10 protein-coding genes and 1 riboswitch are annotated in these 14,843 nt (G+C 59.3%); of the genes, 2 read left to right on the forward strand and 8 right to left on the reverse strand.

All coding sequences use genetic code 11. The annotated features are described in order from the left end of the window. The first annotated feature begins 152 nt into the window (after positions 1-152). Both GYN08_RS07675 and GYN08_RS07680 read left to right on the forward strand, forming a co-directional pair. Positions 153-3,326 carry an ATP-binding protein gene (locus GYN08_RS07675; protein WP_235945999.1) on the forward strand — a complete coding sequence of 1,058 codons (3,174 nt, stop codon included), beginning with the start codon at positions 153-155 and terminating at the stop codon, positions 3,324-3,326. A 29-nt stretch (positions 3,327-3,355) separates the two neighbouring features. Beyond that, complete coding sequence (locus tag GYN08_RS07680; RefSeq protein WP_166273599.1) at positions 3,356-4,546, forward strand: response regulator; 1,191 nt, start codon at positions 3,356-3,358, stop codon at positions 4,544-4,546. Between the two features lie 136 nt (positions 4,547-4,682). Here GYN08_RS07680 and GYN08_RS07685 read toward each other — a convergent pair whose 3' ends face one another. The 8 genes from GYN08_RS07685 to GYN08_RS07720 all read right to left on the reverse strand — a co-directional run bounded on the left by GYN08_RS07685 (position 4,683) and on the right by GYN08_RS07720 (position 14,362). Continuing rightward, positions 4,683-8,480, reverse strand: a complete 3,798-nt coding sequence (locus tag GYN08_RS07685; RefSeq protein WP_166273600.1) for a collagen binding domain-containing protein — start codon at positions 8,478-8,480, stop codon at positions 4,683-4,685. A 173-nt stretch (positions 8,481-8,653) separates the two neighbouring features. After that, a complete protein-coding gene (locus GYN08_RS07690) occupies positions 8,654-10,651 on the reverse strand; it encodes a protein kinase domain-containing protein (protein WP_166273601.1) in 1,998 nt (665 codons plus the stop codon). After that, positions 10,648-11,436 carry a PP2C family serine/threonine-protein phosphatase gene (locus GYN08_RS07695; RefSeq protein ID WP_166273602.1) on the reverse strand — a complete coding sequence of 263 codons (789 nt, stop codon included), beginning with the start codon at positions 11,434-11,436 and terminating at the stop codon, positions 10,648-10,650. The genes GYN08_RS07690 and GYN08_RS07695 overlap by 4 nt, the downstream gene beginning before the upstream one ends. Further along, positions 11,436-12,107: a vWA domain-containing protein gene (locus tag GYN08_RS07700; RefSeq protein ID WP_166273603.1), complete on the reverse strand. Its 672-nt coding sequence runs from the start codon at positions 12,105-12,107 to the stop codon at positions 11,436-11,438. Before GYN08_RS07700 ends, GYN08_RS07695 begins: the two co-directional genes overlap by 1 nt. Before the next feature lie 143 nt (positions 12,108-12,250). Beyond that, the gene (locus GYN08_RS07705) at positions 12,251-12,991 is read right to left on the reverse strand and encodes a pseudouridine synthase (RefSeq protein ID WP_166273823.1); all 741 of its coding nucleotides are present in this window, start codon (positions 12,989-12,991) and stop codon (positions 12,251-12,253) included. A gap of 84 nt (positions 12,992-13,075) precedes the next feature. Continuing rightward, complete coding sequence (locus GYN08_RS07710) at positions 13,076-13,468, reverse strand: NifU N-terminal domain-containing protein (RefSeq protein ID WP_328802904.1); 393 nt, start codon at positions 13,466-13,468, stop codon at positions 13,076-13,078. Between the two features lie 144 nt (positions 13,469-13,612). Then, positions 13,613-14,110, reverse strand: coding sequence for a CYTH domain-containing protein (locus GYN08_RS07715; protein WP_166273604.1), 498 nt, complete (start codon positions 14,108-14,110; stop codon positions 13,613-13,615). Between the two features lie 96 nt (positions 14,111-14,206). Further along, entirely contained in the window at positions 14,207-14,362 is a 156-nt protein-coding gene (locus GYN08_RS07720) for an aspartyl-phosphate phosphatase Spo0E family protein (RefSeq protein ID WP_166273605.1), read from the reverse strand. Between the two features lie 339 nt (positions 14,363-14,701). Further along, positions 14,702-14,841: riboswitch (cyclic di-AMP (ydaO/yuaA leader) on the forward strand. The last annotated feature ends 2 nt before the right edge of the window (positions 14,842-14,843 follow it).

Here is a 14,843-nt window from a genome sequence, read left to right on the forward strand (position 1 = left end):
TGTTTGGAACGAATGCCGAATTTATGCGCAATCAGGAAAATAAAGTATGGATTCGATCGCCCGCTCGATTTAAAGTAGATAACATGAGACACTCTACCTCTAAAAAAACCAAAACACCTTTTCGGCTATCGCCTACCCTTTCGGTATTTTTGATGCTGATTCTGCTCCTGGTCGTTCTCGCGGGACTGCGCCTCGTGCTGACTAACCCTTATTCTATGCAGGGAGCGCCCCGCGCTTCGAACGGCGTGCTCGACCTTCGGGGAACGAAGCTCGACAACTGGCATACGCTGCGGCTCGACGGAGAGTGGGAATTTTACCCCGGCCGCTTCATCCGCTCGGGTGTTTCCGGCGAGGGACGTCCGGATTTGATCGAGGTGCCCGCGAATTGGAAAGGCAGGCTGGGAACGGGCTCCGACTCGGCCGAAGGATTCGGCAGCTACCGTCTTCGCATTCTGACCGATCCTTCGCAGGATTTTTCTTATAAGCTTATGGTCAAAGAGGTGCAAACCTCCTTTCGCCTGTATGTCAACAATGAATTAAAAGACGGACTCGGCCGCCCCTCCGAGACCAAGGAAGCCCATATCGCGAACGTCAATACCGAGCTGGTGTCGCTGCCGGAAACGGCGGAAATCGAGCTGGTGGTCGAAGCCGCCAATTTCGAGAATGCCCGCAGAGGCGGCATCGTACGCTCGATCAAGTTCGGTTCGTCCAACGCGATCAACTCCGAGCGGACCTACAACGTCGGCATGCAGCTGATCACGCTCGCCATCCTGCTCATGCACGCGCTGTACAGCGCCATGATCTACTTGTTCAGCAAAAGGGATAAAGTCTTTTTGCTGTTCACCCTGCTTCTGATCGCGGCCATGTTCAGCATTTCGCTGGACGAGGACAAAATTCTGCTGGCCGTATGGCCGTTCGATTATGCGGCGGCCAAAAAGATTTCCATTTTCGCTTATGCCGCCATGTCCACCCTGATGCTGAAACTCGCCGTCTCCTTCGCGTTGGAGCCCGAGCGTCAGCGGAAGTACCGGATTTACTTCGGGCTGGCGTGGCTTTACGGCGCGTTCATCGTACTGGCTCCCGTCGAAGCCGGACTTTATTCCGCAAGGATCGGCGTCTTCAGCGTCGCTACGCTGTTCCCTTCCTTCTGGGTACCGATTTTGCTGATTCGCCACATTCTTCTTAAAGATCGCGGAGCCGTATTTTTGTTAATCGCGGCTGCCGGCATGACTTCGACCCTGATCTGGGGCGGCTTCAAAAATGCGGGTTGGGTCGAGCCGGGCTTTTATGCCTTCGATATCCTGCTCGCCTTCCTCGGCGCAGTCGCTTATGCGATCAGGCATTATTTCCGCAACCACCGGGCGTTGGCCGGACTTGCGGCAGAGCTTCAAAAAGCGAATCAGACGAAAGCGGATTTCCTGGCCAACACTTCGCACGAGCTGCGCACGCCGCTGCACGGCATGATCAATATGGCGGACAGCGTCCTCGCTGCCGAAGGAGACGCGCTGACGGAACGCTCCCGCCGGGATCTGCAGCTGCTCGGCCAGGTCGGCCGCCGCATGAACGTGCTGCTCGGCGACCTGCTCGACGTTTCGCAGCTGCGCGAAAACCGGCTGACCGTTCGCCCGGGGCCGGTCAAAGTTCAGTCCGCGGCCGCCGGCGTCCTGGACATGCTTCGGTATATGACAGCCGGCAAGCCGCTGGAATTAAAGTTGGAGATCCCCGATGGCTTCCCTGCCGTCTATGCGGACGAGAAGCGGCTGACGCAGATTCTGTTCAACCTTGTGCATAACGCCATCAAATTCACGCCTTCGGGGGAGGTAACCGTGCGGGCCGAAGTCGTCGGCGGGCACGCCGAAATCCGGGTTTCCGATACCGGAATCGGCATCGACGGCCGGGAGCTTGCGCGAATCTTCTCCCCGTACGAACAGGGCGATTCGCTGCGCAACGCGGCAGGGATCGGCCTGGGGCTCAGCATCAGCCGCAGCTTGGCCGAACTGCACGGCGGCGAGCTTCGGGCGGAATCGGAGCCCGGCAGGGGCTCTTCCTTCTTCTTTTCTCTGCCGCTTGCGGAAGTCTCCGTCGGAGAGCCGCTTTCCGGGAACCGGAGGAACGCCGATGCCCCTGCCGGGGCCCTGTTCCTTTTCGACGAAGACGCCGATGTCCGGCGGATTGCCGAAGCGCCGGAAAAGCGCCGCGAGTCGCCTTTGCCCGCGCACCCGGCCGCGGCCGGCTTGGCCGAAGTTCGCGGCGGGGAACCCGGCTGGAACGACGGGCCGGAAGATTCCGATTCCCGGCCGACTGTGCTCGCCGTCGACGACGATCCGGTCAACCTTCGCGTGCTGCGCAGCATGCTGCCCGAAGAACATTACCGCGTGACTTCCGCTTTAAGCGGCGCCGAAGCGTTGGAACGGCTGGAGGAATGCCCTTGGGATCTGATCATCGCGGACGTCATGATGCCGCAGATGTCCGGCTACGAACTGTCTGCCCGCATTCGCGAGCGGTATTCCCGAGCGGAACTGCCGATCCTGCTGCTGACGGCGCGCAGCCGGCCGGAAGACATTTATGCCGGATTTGCGGCGGGCGCGAACGACTATCTCTCCAAGCCGGCCGATGCGCTGGAGCTGAACTACCGGGTCAAGGCGTTAACCGACCTCAAGCGCTCGGTAAGCGAACGTTTGAGCCTGGAAGCCGCTTATCTGCAGGCCCAGATCCAGCCCCATTTTCTGTTCAACGCCCTGAATTCTATTACGGCGCTGAGCGGGATCGATCTGGATCGGATGAACGAGACGATCGAAGCGTTCGGCTCGTACCTCAAAATCAGCTTCGATTACTGGAGTTCCCGTCCGCTCGTCCCGTTGGAACGGGAGTTGGAATTGGTCCGTTCTTATCTGTACATCGAATCGATGCGCTTCGAGGACCGTCTGCGCGTCGAGGTGAATATCGCGGAAGAGATCGACCCGGACGAAATCATGCTGCCGCCGCTCTGCATCCAGCCCCTGGTGGAAAATGCGGTTCGGCACGGCGTGCTCAGCCGTTCCAAAGGCGGGTCCGTCTCGCTGAACGCCGAACTCCGCAGCGACGGCATCGTGTTCACGGTCCGCGACGACGGAGTCGGCATGGATGAAGACATGGTGCGGAGCCTGCTGACTCCCGCCCGCAGCGGCCGGCAGGGCATCGGCGTGCTGAACACGGATCGCAGGCTGAAGCGGATGTACGGTTCCGGCCTGGCGATCGACAGCCGACCGGGAGCCGGCACGACCGTATCGTTCCGCATCCCGGCGGCGTATGCGGCCAAGCCGAACGGCGAAATGGCTTCAGACTAAACGCAAAATCGTAAAGAGGTGAAACGAACATGATGAAGGCTCTGCTGATCGACGATGAAAAGCTGGCCGTGATGCATATGGAAAAGCTGCTGCGCGAGCTTCCGGAATTCGGAAATATCGAATCTTACACCGATCCGGCGGCGGCCGTCGAAGCCGCGCGACGAAACCGGCCGGACGTCATTTTTCTCGATATCGTAATGCCCGAGATCAACGGCATGCAGGCCGCGGAAATGATGCAGCAGGCAAGCCCCGATTCGGACATCGTATTCGTCACCGGATACGACAAATACGCAATCGAAGCGTTTGAGCTCAACGCGCTCGATTACGTGCTCAAGCCCGTCCAGCGGGTCCGGCTGGCCAAGACCTTGTCCCGGTTGAACGGAAGAAGGCAAACCGTTCCGGAACCGGAAACGCAAACGGCGGAAACGGTGATCGGCTGCTTCAAAACGCTGCGAGCCCATGCCCTGCCGGAACCCGCGGCGGATGTGAAGCCGTTCCGCTGGCGTACGACCCGCGCGCAGGAATTGTTCGCTTACCTGGTCCATCATCGCGAGCGCTTTGTCGGCAAAGGCGCGCTGCTCCAGCAGTTCTGGCCGGATTCGCCGTTCAAACAGGCATCCACTTATCTGTATACGACCATCTATCAGATTCGCCAATGCCTTAAACAGAGCGGCATCGGCGCGGAGATCGTCAACGCAAGCGGCGGCGAAGGCTATACGCTTCGTCTGGGCGAGGCTTCGCTGGACGTCGATCGGTTCGAAGCCGGCGTGCAATCGCTCGGCCCCGTGAACGAAGCCAACTGTGCCGAGCACCTTCGGCTGTCCCGGCTTTACATCGGCGAATATTTCGCCGATTACGATTACGCTTGGGCGCAGGGCGAGCGTCAAAGGCTGAGCGCGATCCACTTTCACCATGCTTCGGGTCTGGCTTTGTTTTTGCTGGAGCAGGGGAGAAGCGTCGAAGCGGCCGCCGAGTACAAAAAGCTGACGGAACTGCATCCTTATTCCGAGCATGCGCATCTGGGCCTGCTGCAGGCGTACGCGCTGCTGGGCGACCGCGGCGCCGTGGACGTTCAATATCGGCAGGCGGAGCGTCTGTTCGAGCAGGAATTGGATGTAGAGATGCCGCACATGCTGTCCGAGTGGTACGAGCGTTGGAATGCGGGCGAATTCTCCGATACCGATGCCCTGCCCGCCGCTCTTCGCTCGGGCGCGGGATGAGCTTCGGCTTCGCCCGGTTCTCCCTTGCCGAGTTTTGAATGCGGAAAGGCCGCTGCCGAAGTGCATTCGCACTTCGGCAGCGGCCTTTCTTATAGCTTGATGAGGGGGATTGGGGGAATTCATGCACAGCTGCAAATCAATTTTGTTTTTCGGTGCTGTGTTTCCGAACCAGCAGGAATCCGATAAGGCCGAGCAGGATCAGTCCGAATCCGGCGGCGCGAAGCGGCAGTTGGTCGCTTTCGCCCGTCTGCGGCAGCAGGCCGCCCGCAGGCGCTGCGGCTCCGGAAGGAGTCGGTTCGTCCGGCGACTGTAACGGGGAAGGCTCCTGCGGTACCGGCACGGCATCCGGATCGACATCCAGTCCGCCCTGCGGCGTCTCGTCGAAGAGGTCCACGCTGTCGTCCGGTTCCGGCTGCACGGCCGGCTGCGGCGCGACAGGGGAAGTCGGCGCAGGCTGCACAGGTTCCGGCGTGACCGGATCGGGATCGACTTCGATTCCGCCCGAAGGCGAGCCGTCTTCCGGAACCACGATCAGCGGAGTCGGAAGCGGGAATTCCGGGAAGTACAGGCCCGGCGGTCTAGGCGTCGGCGTTTCCGGCGTCGGCGTACCCGGGTTTACCGGAGGCGTGCCCGGATCGCTCGGCGGCGTACCCGGGTCTGCCGGAGGCGTCTCCGGATCGCTCGGCGGCGTACCCGGGTCTGCCGGAGGCGTAACCGGATCGGTCGGCGGCGTACCCGGGTCTGTCGGAGGCGTCTCCGGATCCGTAGGCGTAACCGGATCGGTCGGTTTTTTGCTGTTTTTGATCGTTACGGCATTGGTGCCGGAAGCATTGACGGTTACCGCATGTTCGGCGGCGGCAAGATCCAGCACGTAACCTTCCGGAGCATTCGTTTCTTTCAGAATGTAGCTGCCGGACAGCAGCTTGGTGAATACGGCTTTGCCGTCCGCGCCGGTCGTCTGCGTACCGATTCGGACAATCGTGCCGTCATTTCGCTTGAGGTCGAGCGTGAAGGTCGCGCCTTCCAGCATCTGCGCCGGGTCCTGCGCGTCGACTTTGACGACCGTCAGCTGACCGCGAACGCCGCTGCCGCTGCCCGAACCCGAGGATACGCCGACGGTAACTTCGCTCGGCTTATCCAGCGTCACTTCCTTCACGTTGTTGCCTGCAAACGAAACGCTGTTCGTCACTTTTTCGCCGTTGTTGGCGTTAATCAACGATTGGTATTCCAGCATGTAAGCGGTCGAGATGTCTTCGTTAAAGCTCAGGACAAACGATTCTTTGCCCTGCGCGTCGCGCTCGATCTTCAGCGTGTACGCTTCGCCGTCCTTCAATACTGCTCCCGATTTCGTCAGCGTACCGTTCGAAGCGGCTTCGGCTTGGTACAGCTTGAACGTATTCGGCAGAAGGACCTGGTTGGCGCTCGGGATATCGGTGATAAACGCGTCGCTTACGTACGACTGTCCGGCGTTGATCACGATTTGCCAATCGACGACTTCCCCGTTCTGCGCGCCTTTCTTCGAAACGTATTCGCCGCCGTTCGGAATGTTGACCGTTCCTGTCAGCGAAGCGGAAGCGGTCGATCCTTTTTTCAACACGGCCGTGTTTTTGACCGCGTTGTTGATGATTTCGCCTTCCAGGCTGGTCTTGAAGGTCAGGATATAAGCGGAATCGATCGCTTCGCCGAACGTAACGACCAGCTTGCGGCTTTGGGCGTCGTAATCGACTTCATAGTCGGCTTCCGCCACCTCGCTTCCGGCCGTCGGCGTACCGTCCGGAGCGATCGTCATTTTGTGCAGGCTTACGGAGCCTTCGATCAACTTCTGGTTCGCTTCCAGCGTATCTTCGATCGAAGCGTCGGCAAGGCTGTCCCGGTTGTAGTTGACGCCTACGTTCCAGGTGATTTCCTTGGTTTTCGCGTTGTAAGAACCGTTTTTATAGCCGTTGTTTTTCGTGTAGCCGTTCGGATCGAACGGCGTTACTTTCGTAACCGTGTGCGGCTCGGCAGTAACCGTATCGATCCACGCGATCAGGGCGCGGTTCGGCATCGTTTTGTCCGTTCCCGTCAGGTCGTCGGTATCGAATGAAGTCTGGTACGTTACCGTGTACTTTTCGGAGACCGTACCTTTGAATTCGAGCGTAAATCCTTTGCTGTAACTTGCCGGATCTCCGTACGGAGCCAGCGTATAAGCGGCCGAATCGACCGTGCCGCCGCTCGAATCCTTGACCGACAGCGTACCCGGCAGCAGCGTCAATCCGCCGTTCGGGAATGTGTCCGTAACTTTGAGATTATTCATGTCCGCTTCGTTTTGATTGAGCGTAATGGTCCAATTCGCGCGCTGCGTCGCATAGTTCGTGCCGCTCAAGCCTTTTTCTCCGAAAACCTGGACGACGCTGCGGGACGCCTTCTTCGTGACGCCGTTCGTCGTGACTTCGTTGACGACGGAGCCGTCCTTGTACACTTCGCCCGCCGCCACCGTCTGATATTCGATCAGGTAAGCGGAATCGACGGGACCGTTAAAGGTAAGCACGAAACCTGCTTTCCCTCCGTTTGCAGGCGTGTTCGTGACTTCGTAAGCCGAGGAATCGACCAATGCGCCTTTCACCGGATTGCCTGTCGCCAGCGAAACCCGATAGACTTTCACGCTGCCGTTCAGCTTGTGCGAATCGTCGAACGAATCGGTCAGAACCGCGTTTGCGATCGGCTGCTCGCCGTAGTTGTACTCGATTGCCCAATCGATCGTCTGTTTTTCTTTGCTGTAGCCGGTCGTTTTTTTGTTCAGCAGTTCGCCGGACTTGACCGTGACCGTCGCGGACGCATTCGCCCCGTCGATTCCGTCTCCGCCGAACGTCGCTTTGTTTTCGAATCCGGCTTCGTCGTTCACGAATGCCGCTTCGCTTGTCAGGTCCGTCGAAAACTTGATTTGATACGCGGAGCTGATCGGATTGTTGAACGAGAGCGTAAAGTCGTTCCCGTCCGCCGTGTTGCCCAGGGTATACTCGCTTGCCGGCAAAGCCGTACTCTGGGCCGCTACCGTGCCGTCCAGATTGATCGTCATCGGATAAACGACAACCGAACTCGGGTCCAGCTTCAGTCCCTTCGGAAGCGGATCGGTCACGACCGCATTTTGCACGGTCTGACCGCCGCGGTTCACTTCAAGCGTCCAATTAATGCTTTTGGCATTCAAATTTCCGTTCGCGGCTCCCGCTTTGCTCATCAACGGCTTGACGTCCGTTTTGAACACCAGATCGACGACTTGCTCGCCGCTCCGGATCGGGAATTTGATCTGCTGCTGCGCGGAACCCGTAATTTTCTGTTTGTCGAACTGGGTTTCCAGGCTGATCTTGCCTTGAACCGCGTCATATTCGGCAATCCACTCGTTAAACGTCATCACGACTTGGCGCGTTTGCCGATTGACGTCGAACGTGCCGACGCTCTGCCCGTCATCCATCATCAGGTCGCCGGAAATGTCGTTGAAAAGCACGAACTTGTCTGCCGGGAGCAGATCGAAAGTAAAGGTGTCGCCTTTCACGTAATCGTGCCCGTCTCCAAGTACCCAATTGAAATCGAGCTTTACTTTCGCTCCCTGTTCGTAGACGGCATCCGTCACCGTGCCGCCTGCCGAATCAAATACCGTCAAATCGACGGAAGTGATCAGGTTTTCCGTCATGGCTTTCGGTTCTCTCTGCTGCGCAGCCAGGGCGGAAAGTCCGGTCTTGGCGTCTGTCTTGCCCGCTTCTGCCGGGGTTGACGTTTGTTCTCCGCCGCCTACGATCACTTCCGGCTGCTCCGGCGCTCCGCCGGCTCCCTCTGCCGTATACGTCGCTTCCGTCACCGTCGGCTGCGCGCTTGCGTTCGCCACAAAGCCGAAGCCCTGCAGAATCTGAACGACAAGCAGCAGGCCGACGGCCAGCAGGCTTATTCGCTTTCTCATGTTTCGTTACCCTCCTAAATGGTATATGTACCTATGCTTGCTCGGCACTTGCCTGAACAGAAGCATATCCCAAGCACATATACAAAAAATGAACAGGTTCCGAACACGCAAAAAAAAGCGAGACGAACCGAGAGCCGCACAAGGCGGCTTTCGGTTCGTCTCGCTTTTTATCGTTACAGGGCATTCACGTCGAGTTCCGCTTGCGCAAGCGCCTGGGCCGTTCCGCCCGCCTCGCGCAGCGCGGCTTCCTGGCGCGAGCGGATGCCGGAAGAAATGCGCATCAGTTCCGATGCGCCCGCGGACAGCCGGCGCTCCAGCTCGCGCGTGCGGGCTTCGACCGCACGCTCCACGGCAAGCACTTCGGCCTGAGGCACCCGGCCGAGCACCGGATCGAAGACGAAGCGGCGCTCGATCCGATCGCGCCAGGCGAGCAGCATCCGCGTGTTCGCCGGGCCGAAGCCCGGCACGCGCGCCAGACGATGCGTCTCGACCTCCAGCGCGGTCTCGATGCCGAACAGCGCAAGCGAGGCTTTCCGGCCCGGTCCGATGCCGTCGAGATGCGCCTGCTCGATCCGGTGACGGCGCAGATGAATCTTCATCTGACCGCTTCGCTGCTTGGCCTGCAGGCGCCGAAGTTCGGCAGCCTTGAAGCTTTCCAGCGAGAGATATTCGTTCCTCGCCCGTTCAAGCTCCTGCAGCTTGTCCGCGAAAGGTCGCGGTTCGCTGGCCTCGGCGTAACGGCGGGACAGTTCGTTCCACCGCAAACGCAGAAGATCGCGTTCTTCGGTACGCGCGGAACGCAGCGCGCGGCGTCCTCTTCCCGCCGCGAGCAGCAGCAGGTTGAATCCGGCCAGCGAGCCGGCCGTAATCATCCAGAAGCCCGGCAGGAAGATCCAGACGCCGGCCGCCGCCGCCAGCGACAGGATCGAGAGCGCGCCCAGCCGCTTCCGCCGCCGCAAGTAGGCGGCGACGGGCTCGGACGGCTGCGAAGGCAGCGATGAAGGCTCCGGCAGTGTCCGAGCCGGGGGAGGCGGGGGAACGCGCTGGATTTGCGTCCAGGCGACAGGCAGCTGGAAGCCGCCCGCGGAGTCGCGCGCCGCGCGGTGAACCCCGCCCGTCTGCGCCGCGCCGGCGGCTCCCGCAGAGCCGCGGGCCGGGTCCGCAGGCCGAAACAGAAGGCCTCCGGTCGCGCCTTCCATCGCGCACCACGGACAGGAACCGGCGGAGGCCGGATACTGATGCCAGGGATTCGCGGCGCAGGGAACCAGGCTGCCGCCCATATCCTGCAGGGCCGCGATCCATTCCTGCGCGTCCGGCCTCCGCGTCATGGAATCCTGCGAGAATGCCCGGGCGAACAGCGACTGCACCTCGGGCGGCAGGACGTGAATCGGCAGCGCGCCCGGCGGCGGCTGCATCTGCCGCGAGGACGCGCCCGGACCGTAAGCGAAGCGGAATTCGCGAATCGCCCGCTCGATCGGCATGTCGCCGGAACCCGAATATTTGCCCGCGAACGGATGCCGTCCCATGAACAGCAGCATGAAGATGAAGACGGCCAGTCCGAAGTTGTCGTGATTGCGGGTGCGAACGATGCCCCGGAAGGAAGCCGCGCCCTGCAGCTCCGGCGGCATGTACATCGGAATGCCGACGTCGCAGCCGAAACGCGTGCTGTCCGATTGAACCTGGAAGCTGTCGCAATCCAGCATAAGAATGGTCGCCTGGTCCGTGACATAGAAATTGCTGTGGTTGATATCGCCCACTACATGCCCCGCCTCGTGCACCGCGGCAAAAGCGCGAGCCAGGTTCGCGGCCGTATGGATCAGGAACGAATAGCCGGCCTGGGGAAATTCCGTCAGACGGGTCTTAGGCCCGTACAACTTGTGGATCTCTTTGCCGCTGAGCACGGGCATCAAGAAGCCGATGACCCGGCGTGCGCCGTCGCGCAGCACGTCGACCGGCCAGACCGTGAAACGAAGCAGCCGTTCCGTCTTCAGCCGGACCATCGCTTCGATCTTCTCCTGCTTCTCCTTGGGCAGCGGCTTGTGATATACCTTGGCCGCGAGATCCGAACGACCGGCGATCTCGAATACCGAGCCTTCCCCGCCCCGTCCAAGCTCCCGTCCGAACGCCACTTCTCTGCCGCTTCCGTCGACGATCCGGGCCGCCCGCTTCATGACGCGTCTTCCCGGGGCATCATTCGGGTCGCCAGCACGAGCGTCTTATCGTCGTCCGTTCTCTCGTTTACGCGCTCCGAGTCGAGGAACTTGCGCAGCGAGTCGTCGTAACGATCATTTTCCGCCGTCTCCAACCGCCTCAATACGGAGAAAAAAGGACGAAAGAACGGCCCGTAAGCCGTCTTGGTCTGATAATGAAGCGCCAGCCGCTGCAGCCCGTCGGTAAACACGGCCACTTCGCCGTACGTCCGGCCGGCATGCAGGCTGTGCTGCATCGCTTTTTTCGCGCTGCTCTGCGTCGCGAAATACGTCGTGTTTTCGTACTCGCCCTGCTGGGGCCAAAATTCCCACATATAGTCGTCCTCCTTCTCCGAGAGTACGATCGCGCCGTCCCCGATCTGGACGAAGACCGCCGCATCTTTGCACACGACCGCGGCCAGGAACGTACAGGCATACTCGCGCGAACGGCAGCCCGCCTGCGCCGCGCGCCTCCGCACCGCCCGCTGGAACCGGCCGAGCCACGTTTCGCAAAATTCGCGCGTAAGCTCCTCGACGCGGCCGCCGGACTTCAGATGCCGGTCCACCGCATCGGCAAACATCGAGCAAGCAAGCTCGGCCCCTTCCTCCGAACGCGAAGCGCTGCCCGCTCCGTCGGAAGCGGCCGCCAGCAGCACTTCCGCTCCGCCCGGACCGTCGAAGGTCCGGCACAGCGCACGGTCTTGGCAGGGCTTGTCCGTCTTCGCATGCGATGTTCCCCGTACGGAAGCTTTCGAATACCGCCACATCAGATCAGCGCCCAGCCTTCCGGAGAGGCCGGATTTTCCAGACGGATCTGGTCGCCCGGCGTCGAGTGCGAGACCGAGTTCAGCGAGTTCGACAACCAGGAGAACAGGTCGGCGAAACGAAGCCCTTTGAGCTTCAGCGGCGTCCGCGTCGCGATCTGTCCCAACACGTTCATGTCGGCGTTCTCCACGCCGACGGCGAAGAACATGAACGACTTCGCCGCCTCTCCCTCGCGTACCAACGACGCGGCGCGCTGCCAGTCGTCGGTCGGCGCCCCGTCCGTAATCAGGAAGATCCATGGACGATAATAGGAAATGCCGTTTTGCTTATACACGTTCTTGCGCGTCTCCAGCATGGAGACCGCCTTCTCGATCGCCGCGCCCATCGGCGTGTTGCCGCTGGCCGTCAGCATCGGCGGATAAAAATCGTCCGGCGTGCCGAAATCGGACGTGGCCTGCACCGGCCCGAAGCTGACTACGGCCAGCTCGATGCGTTTGACGGACATGCTGTCCGTCATCAGCTCTTCCTTGAACGAAGCAAGTCCGCGGTTCAGCTCATCGATCGGCTGTCCGCTCATCGAATACGAGGTGTCCAGCAGCAAAATGCACGGACATCTCGGCTCGGGATTTTCCGCAAACTCCGCGGCAAACGGTATCTGGTCGAATTCAAACATCGAAAGCAGCCCCTTCATTCTATAATCGCGACGTCGCTTCCGCCGCTTTGTCTCTCCCTGCCGCGCCGTCCCGAACGCTGCGTACCCGCGCGTCCGGCGCTCGATGCGCGAAGAGCGTTGTTCCGCGTTCGCGAACACCGCTCTTATTCGGGAAGAAGCCCCGGATTCCCTGCTTGACGGACGGAATCGTTCGCTTCGCCCAGCGCCGCCCGCAGGCCCTCCAGCTCTTCCGCCTCGAGTTCCCGCCAGCGTCCCGCGTCCAGCCCGCCCAGATGCAGATTCACGATACGTTCGCGGCGCAGCTCCGTCACCCGGTAGCCCAATTCTTTGCACATGCGGCGAATCTGCCGGTTCAGCCCTTGGGTCAGTACGATTCCGAAAGCCCGCTCGCCGATCCGGTAAGTCCGGCAGGGGAGCGTGACGGTCCCCAAAATGGCGACTCCGGCGGCCATCCTCCCCAAAAACTCTTCGGTGACCGGCTTATCCACCGTTACGGCGTATTCTTTCTCGTGCCCGTACTCGGCCCGCATCATCCGATTGACGATGCCACCGTCGTTGGTGAGCAGGATCAAGCCTTCCGAATCCTTATCGAGCCGGCCTACGGGAAAAATGCGCACCGGATAGTTCATATAATCCGCGATATTGCCGGATACTCCTCTGTCGTGCGTGCAGACGATTCCCCGAGGTTTGTGGAGCGCCAGGTAGACGGGATTCTCCCTGGGCGGAATGTCTTCTCCGTCGATCTTGACGAGACTGCCGGGAGAAACTTCGGCGCCGGCGGCGCAGACTTCCCCGTCGATCGTAATGCGCCCGGCCGCGATCAGCCGGTCCGTCTCCCGGCGCGAACAATAGCCGGTTTCGCTGATGTATTTGTTGATCCGCATGAAACCTGCCAACTTTCTTTACTCTCTATAGTAATAACCTGCTGCCAGCCTGCCGAAAAGCGAAAACGCTCCTGAAAGGAGCGCTTATTCGTACACCTGACGGAATGCCTCTTCCACCTGCGGAAGAATGCTGTCCCAATCGGCATCGGGCAGTTTGCTGACGGTTACGAAATCCCGCATCCCGAAAATATTGTCGACGCCGTCGATCGCGACCAGCGCCGCGGCGAGCGGATGATCGCTGGATTCTCCCGCCTTCACGGACGTGCTTTTCGGACCTTCGAACAAAACGGCGTCGGCTCCCACGCGAACCGCATTGGGATTAGGCGTATGCTGAATATGAATTTGAACCGCTATGATCCTCACCTCTTTCATTGATTTCCATGTTAACCTGCACGGATTGGCTTCATTGTACCATACGCCCGCCGCAAGCGGCTTGGCTAAATCGGATTTCAGGCGGCGAAGAGCGGTTTCGTCCACGTTCGCGCTCTCTTTCCGAATCTTTTCCGCTCGAGCAAAAAAAGCCCCGCCCGCTTCGCGGACAAGGCTTCGACTTCGATGGCGGACGCTTTGCTTCCTCTTACATTAAACCCGCATGCTCGGAAATCCCGAGTCCTATCGGCTTCATTTTCGGTTCTGCAGGTCTCGCCAGACTTTTTTGTTGCTGTACTCGCGTTTCGAGCTGATATCTTCGCCGAACCATTCCGGGGGAACGAACGATTCCGCCTCTTCCAGCGAATCGAATTCCACCTCCGCCACCGTCAGGTTCAATTGATCGTAGCGGTCGAGTTCGACCGTGATCCCGTTCCACTCGCCGGTCGTTCGGGTCTTCGTCAGCGGTACTGCGCCGGATGCCCGGAAAAGCTGTTCGTAAATGCTCTCCGTAATCGAATATTCGACCTCTTCCCGGCTCATTCCGTTGCCCTGCTTGAAAGTATGCGTATATTCGACCGCGCCCGTGTCGGCATCGACCAGTCGGCGCACGCGAATTTCCTGCTGTTCGTCCAGCGCCAGATAGGTCTGCTCGATCACCTGCCGGGTCCGGCGCGTAAACGCCCCTTCGGCGATCAGTTCGTCCGGCTTGCGGTCCAACAAAAATTTGCGTTCGATCTCCATAGCCATTTCGCGCTCTCCTCCTTCTTCCGTTCCGTCTCTTTCAGTATACCCCGAAACCGAAGAAGTCGAAAATGCGGCCGCCCCCAAATAAGCGCAGCCGCTTCAGCCGTTTTTGTGACGTTCGTATTTGTTCAACCATTCGTCAAGCTTTTGAGACTGCATCAGAACCCGATTGTCCAAAAATCCGTATTCGCTCGCCAACTGATGAAGAATGCTGCGCTGGCGCTCCATTTCAACTTGGATTTCTTTGCTTTTCATCCCCACAACCTCCCATACGACTCCTCTTAACCCATAAATCGGTAAAAGTTCGTTTTCCGGAAAGAGTGAAACTCAATATTTTATCGAAATTATTGTTGAAAAAAGCTGTTCGAAAACTCGTTTTCTGCCGAAAACTATTATTCGAAAGCTTCGAAATTGCTTAACTCAGTCACCCTATAGAGCTATTTGTAACAAATACGTACGTTTTTCCTAGGTTTAATTACAATTTTGTCACTTGTGTTTCATAATTAGGCTGTTATAATCATGCGGTACCGAAAGTTTTTCAGGGGAGTTTGACAAATCAGCAGGCAGTAAGGTAAAGTATCAATAGTTACAAAATCTTAATAAATGCCGAATTTCTTTTTCGCAAGAAAACGGGGGAACCATCGCGGGTGAATTATTCTTGTTCCAGAGGGAGTATAGGGAAATTCCTTCCACCGAACCCTTAGCTAACTCCGTAGGCATCAGGGGGAAAACTTTT

This window comes from Saccharibacillus alkalitolerans (genome assembly GCF_011090185.1).
Taxonomy (GTDB): domain Bacteria; phylum Bacillota; class Bacilli; order Paenibacillales; family Paenibacillaceae; genus Saccharibacillus; species Saccharibacillus alkalitolerans.

What these genes read in the sequence shown, in the direction of transcription:
- GYN08_RS07675 (WP_235945999.1), top strand. Translation starts at nt 153, where the DNA reads ATGCTGATTCTGCTCCTGGTCGTTCTCGCGGGACTGCGCCTCGTGCTG.
- GYN08_RS07680 (WP_166273599.1), top strand. Translation starts at nt 3,356, where the DNA reads ATGATGAAGGCTCTGCTGATCGACGATGAAAAGCTGGCCGTGATGCAT.
- GYN08_RS07685 (WP_166273600.1), bottom strand. Translation starts at nt 8,480, where the DNA reads ATGAGAAAGCGAATAAGCCTGCTGGCCGTCGGCCTGCTGCTTGTCGTT.
- GYN08_RS07690 (WP_166273601.1), bottom strand. Translation starts at nt 10,651, where the DNA reads ATGAAGCGGGCGGCCCGGATCGTCGACGGAAGCGGCAGAGAAGTGGCG.
- GYN08_RS07695 (WP_166273602.1), bottom strand. Translation starts at nt 11,436, where the DNA reads ATGTGGCGGTATTCGAAAGCTTCCGTACGGGGAACATCGCATGCGAAG.
- GYN08_RS07700 (WP_166273603.1), bottom strand. Translation starts at nt 12,107, where the DNA reads ATGTTTGAATTCGACCAGATACCGTTTGCCGCGGAGTTTGCGGAAAAT.
- GYN08_RS07705 (WP_166273823.1), bottom strand. Translation starts at nt 12,991, where the DNA reads ATGCGGATCAACAAATACATCAGCGAAACCGGCTATTGTTCGCGCCGG.
- GYN08_RS07715 (WP_166273604.1), bottom strand. Translation starts at nt 14,110, where the DNA reads ATGGCTATGGAGATCGAACGCAAATTTTTGTTGGACCGCAAGCCGGAC.
- GYN08_RS07720 (WP_166273605.1), bottom strand. Translation starts at nt 14,362, where the DNA reads ATGAAAAGCAAAGAAATCCAAGTTGAAATGGAGCGCCAGCGCAGCATT.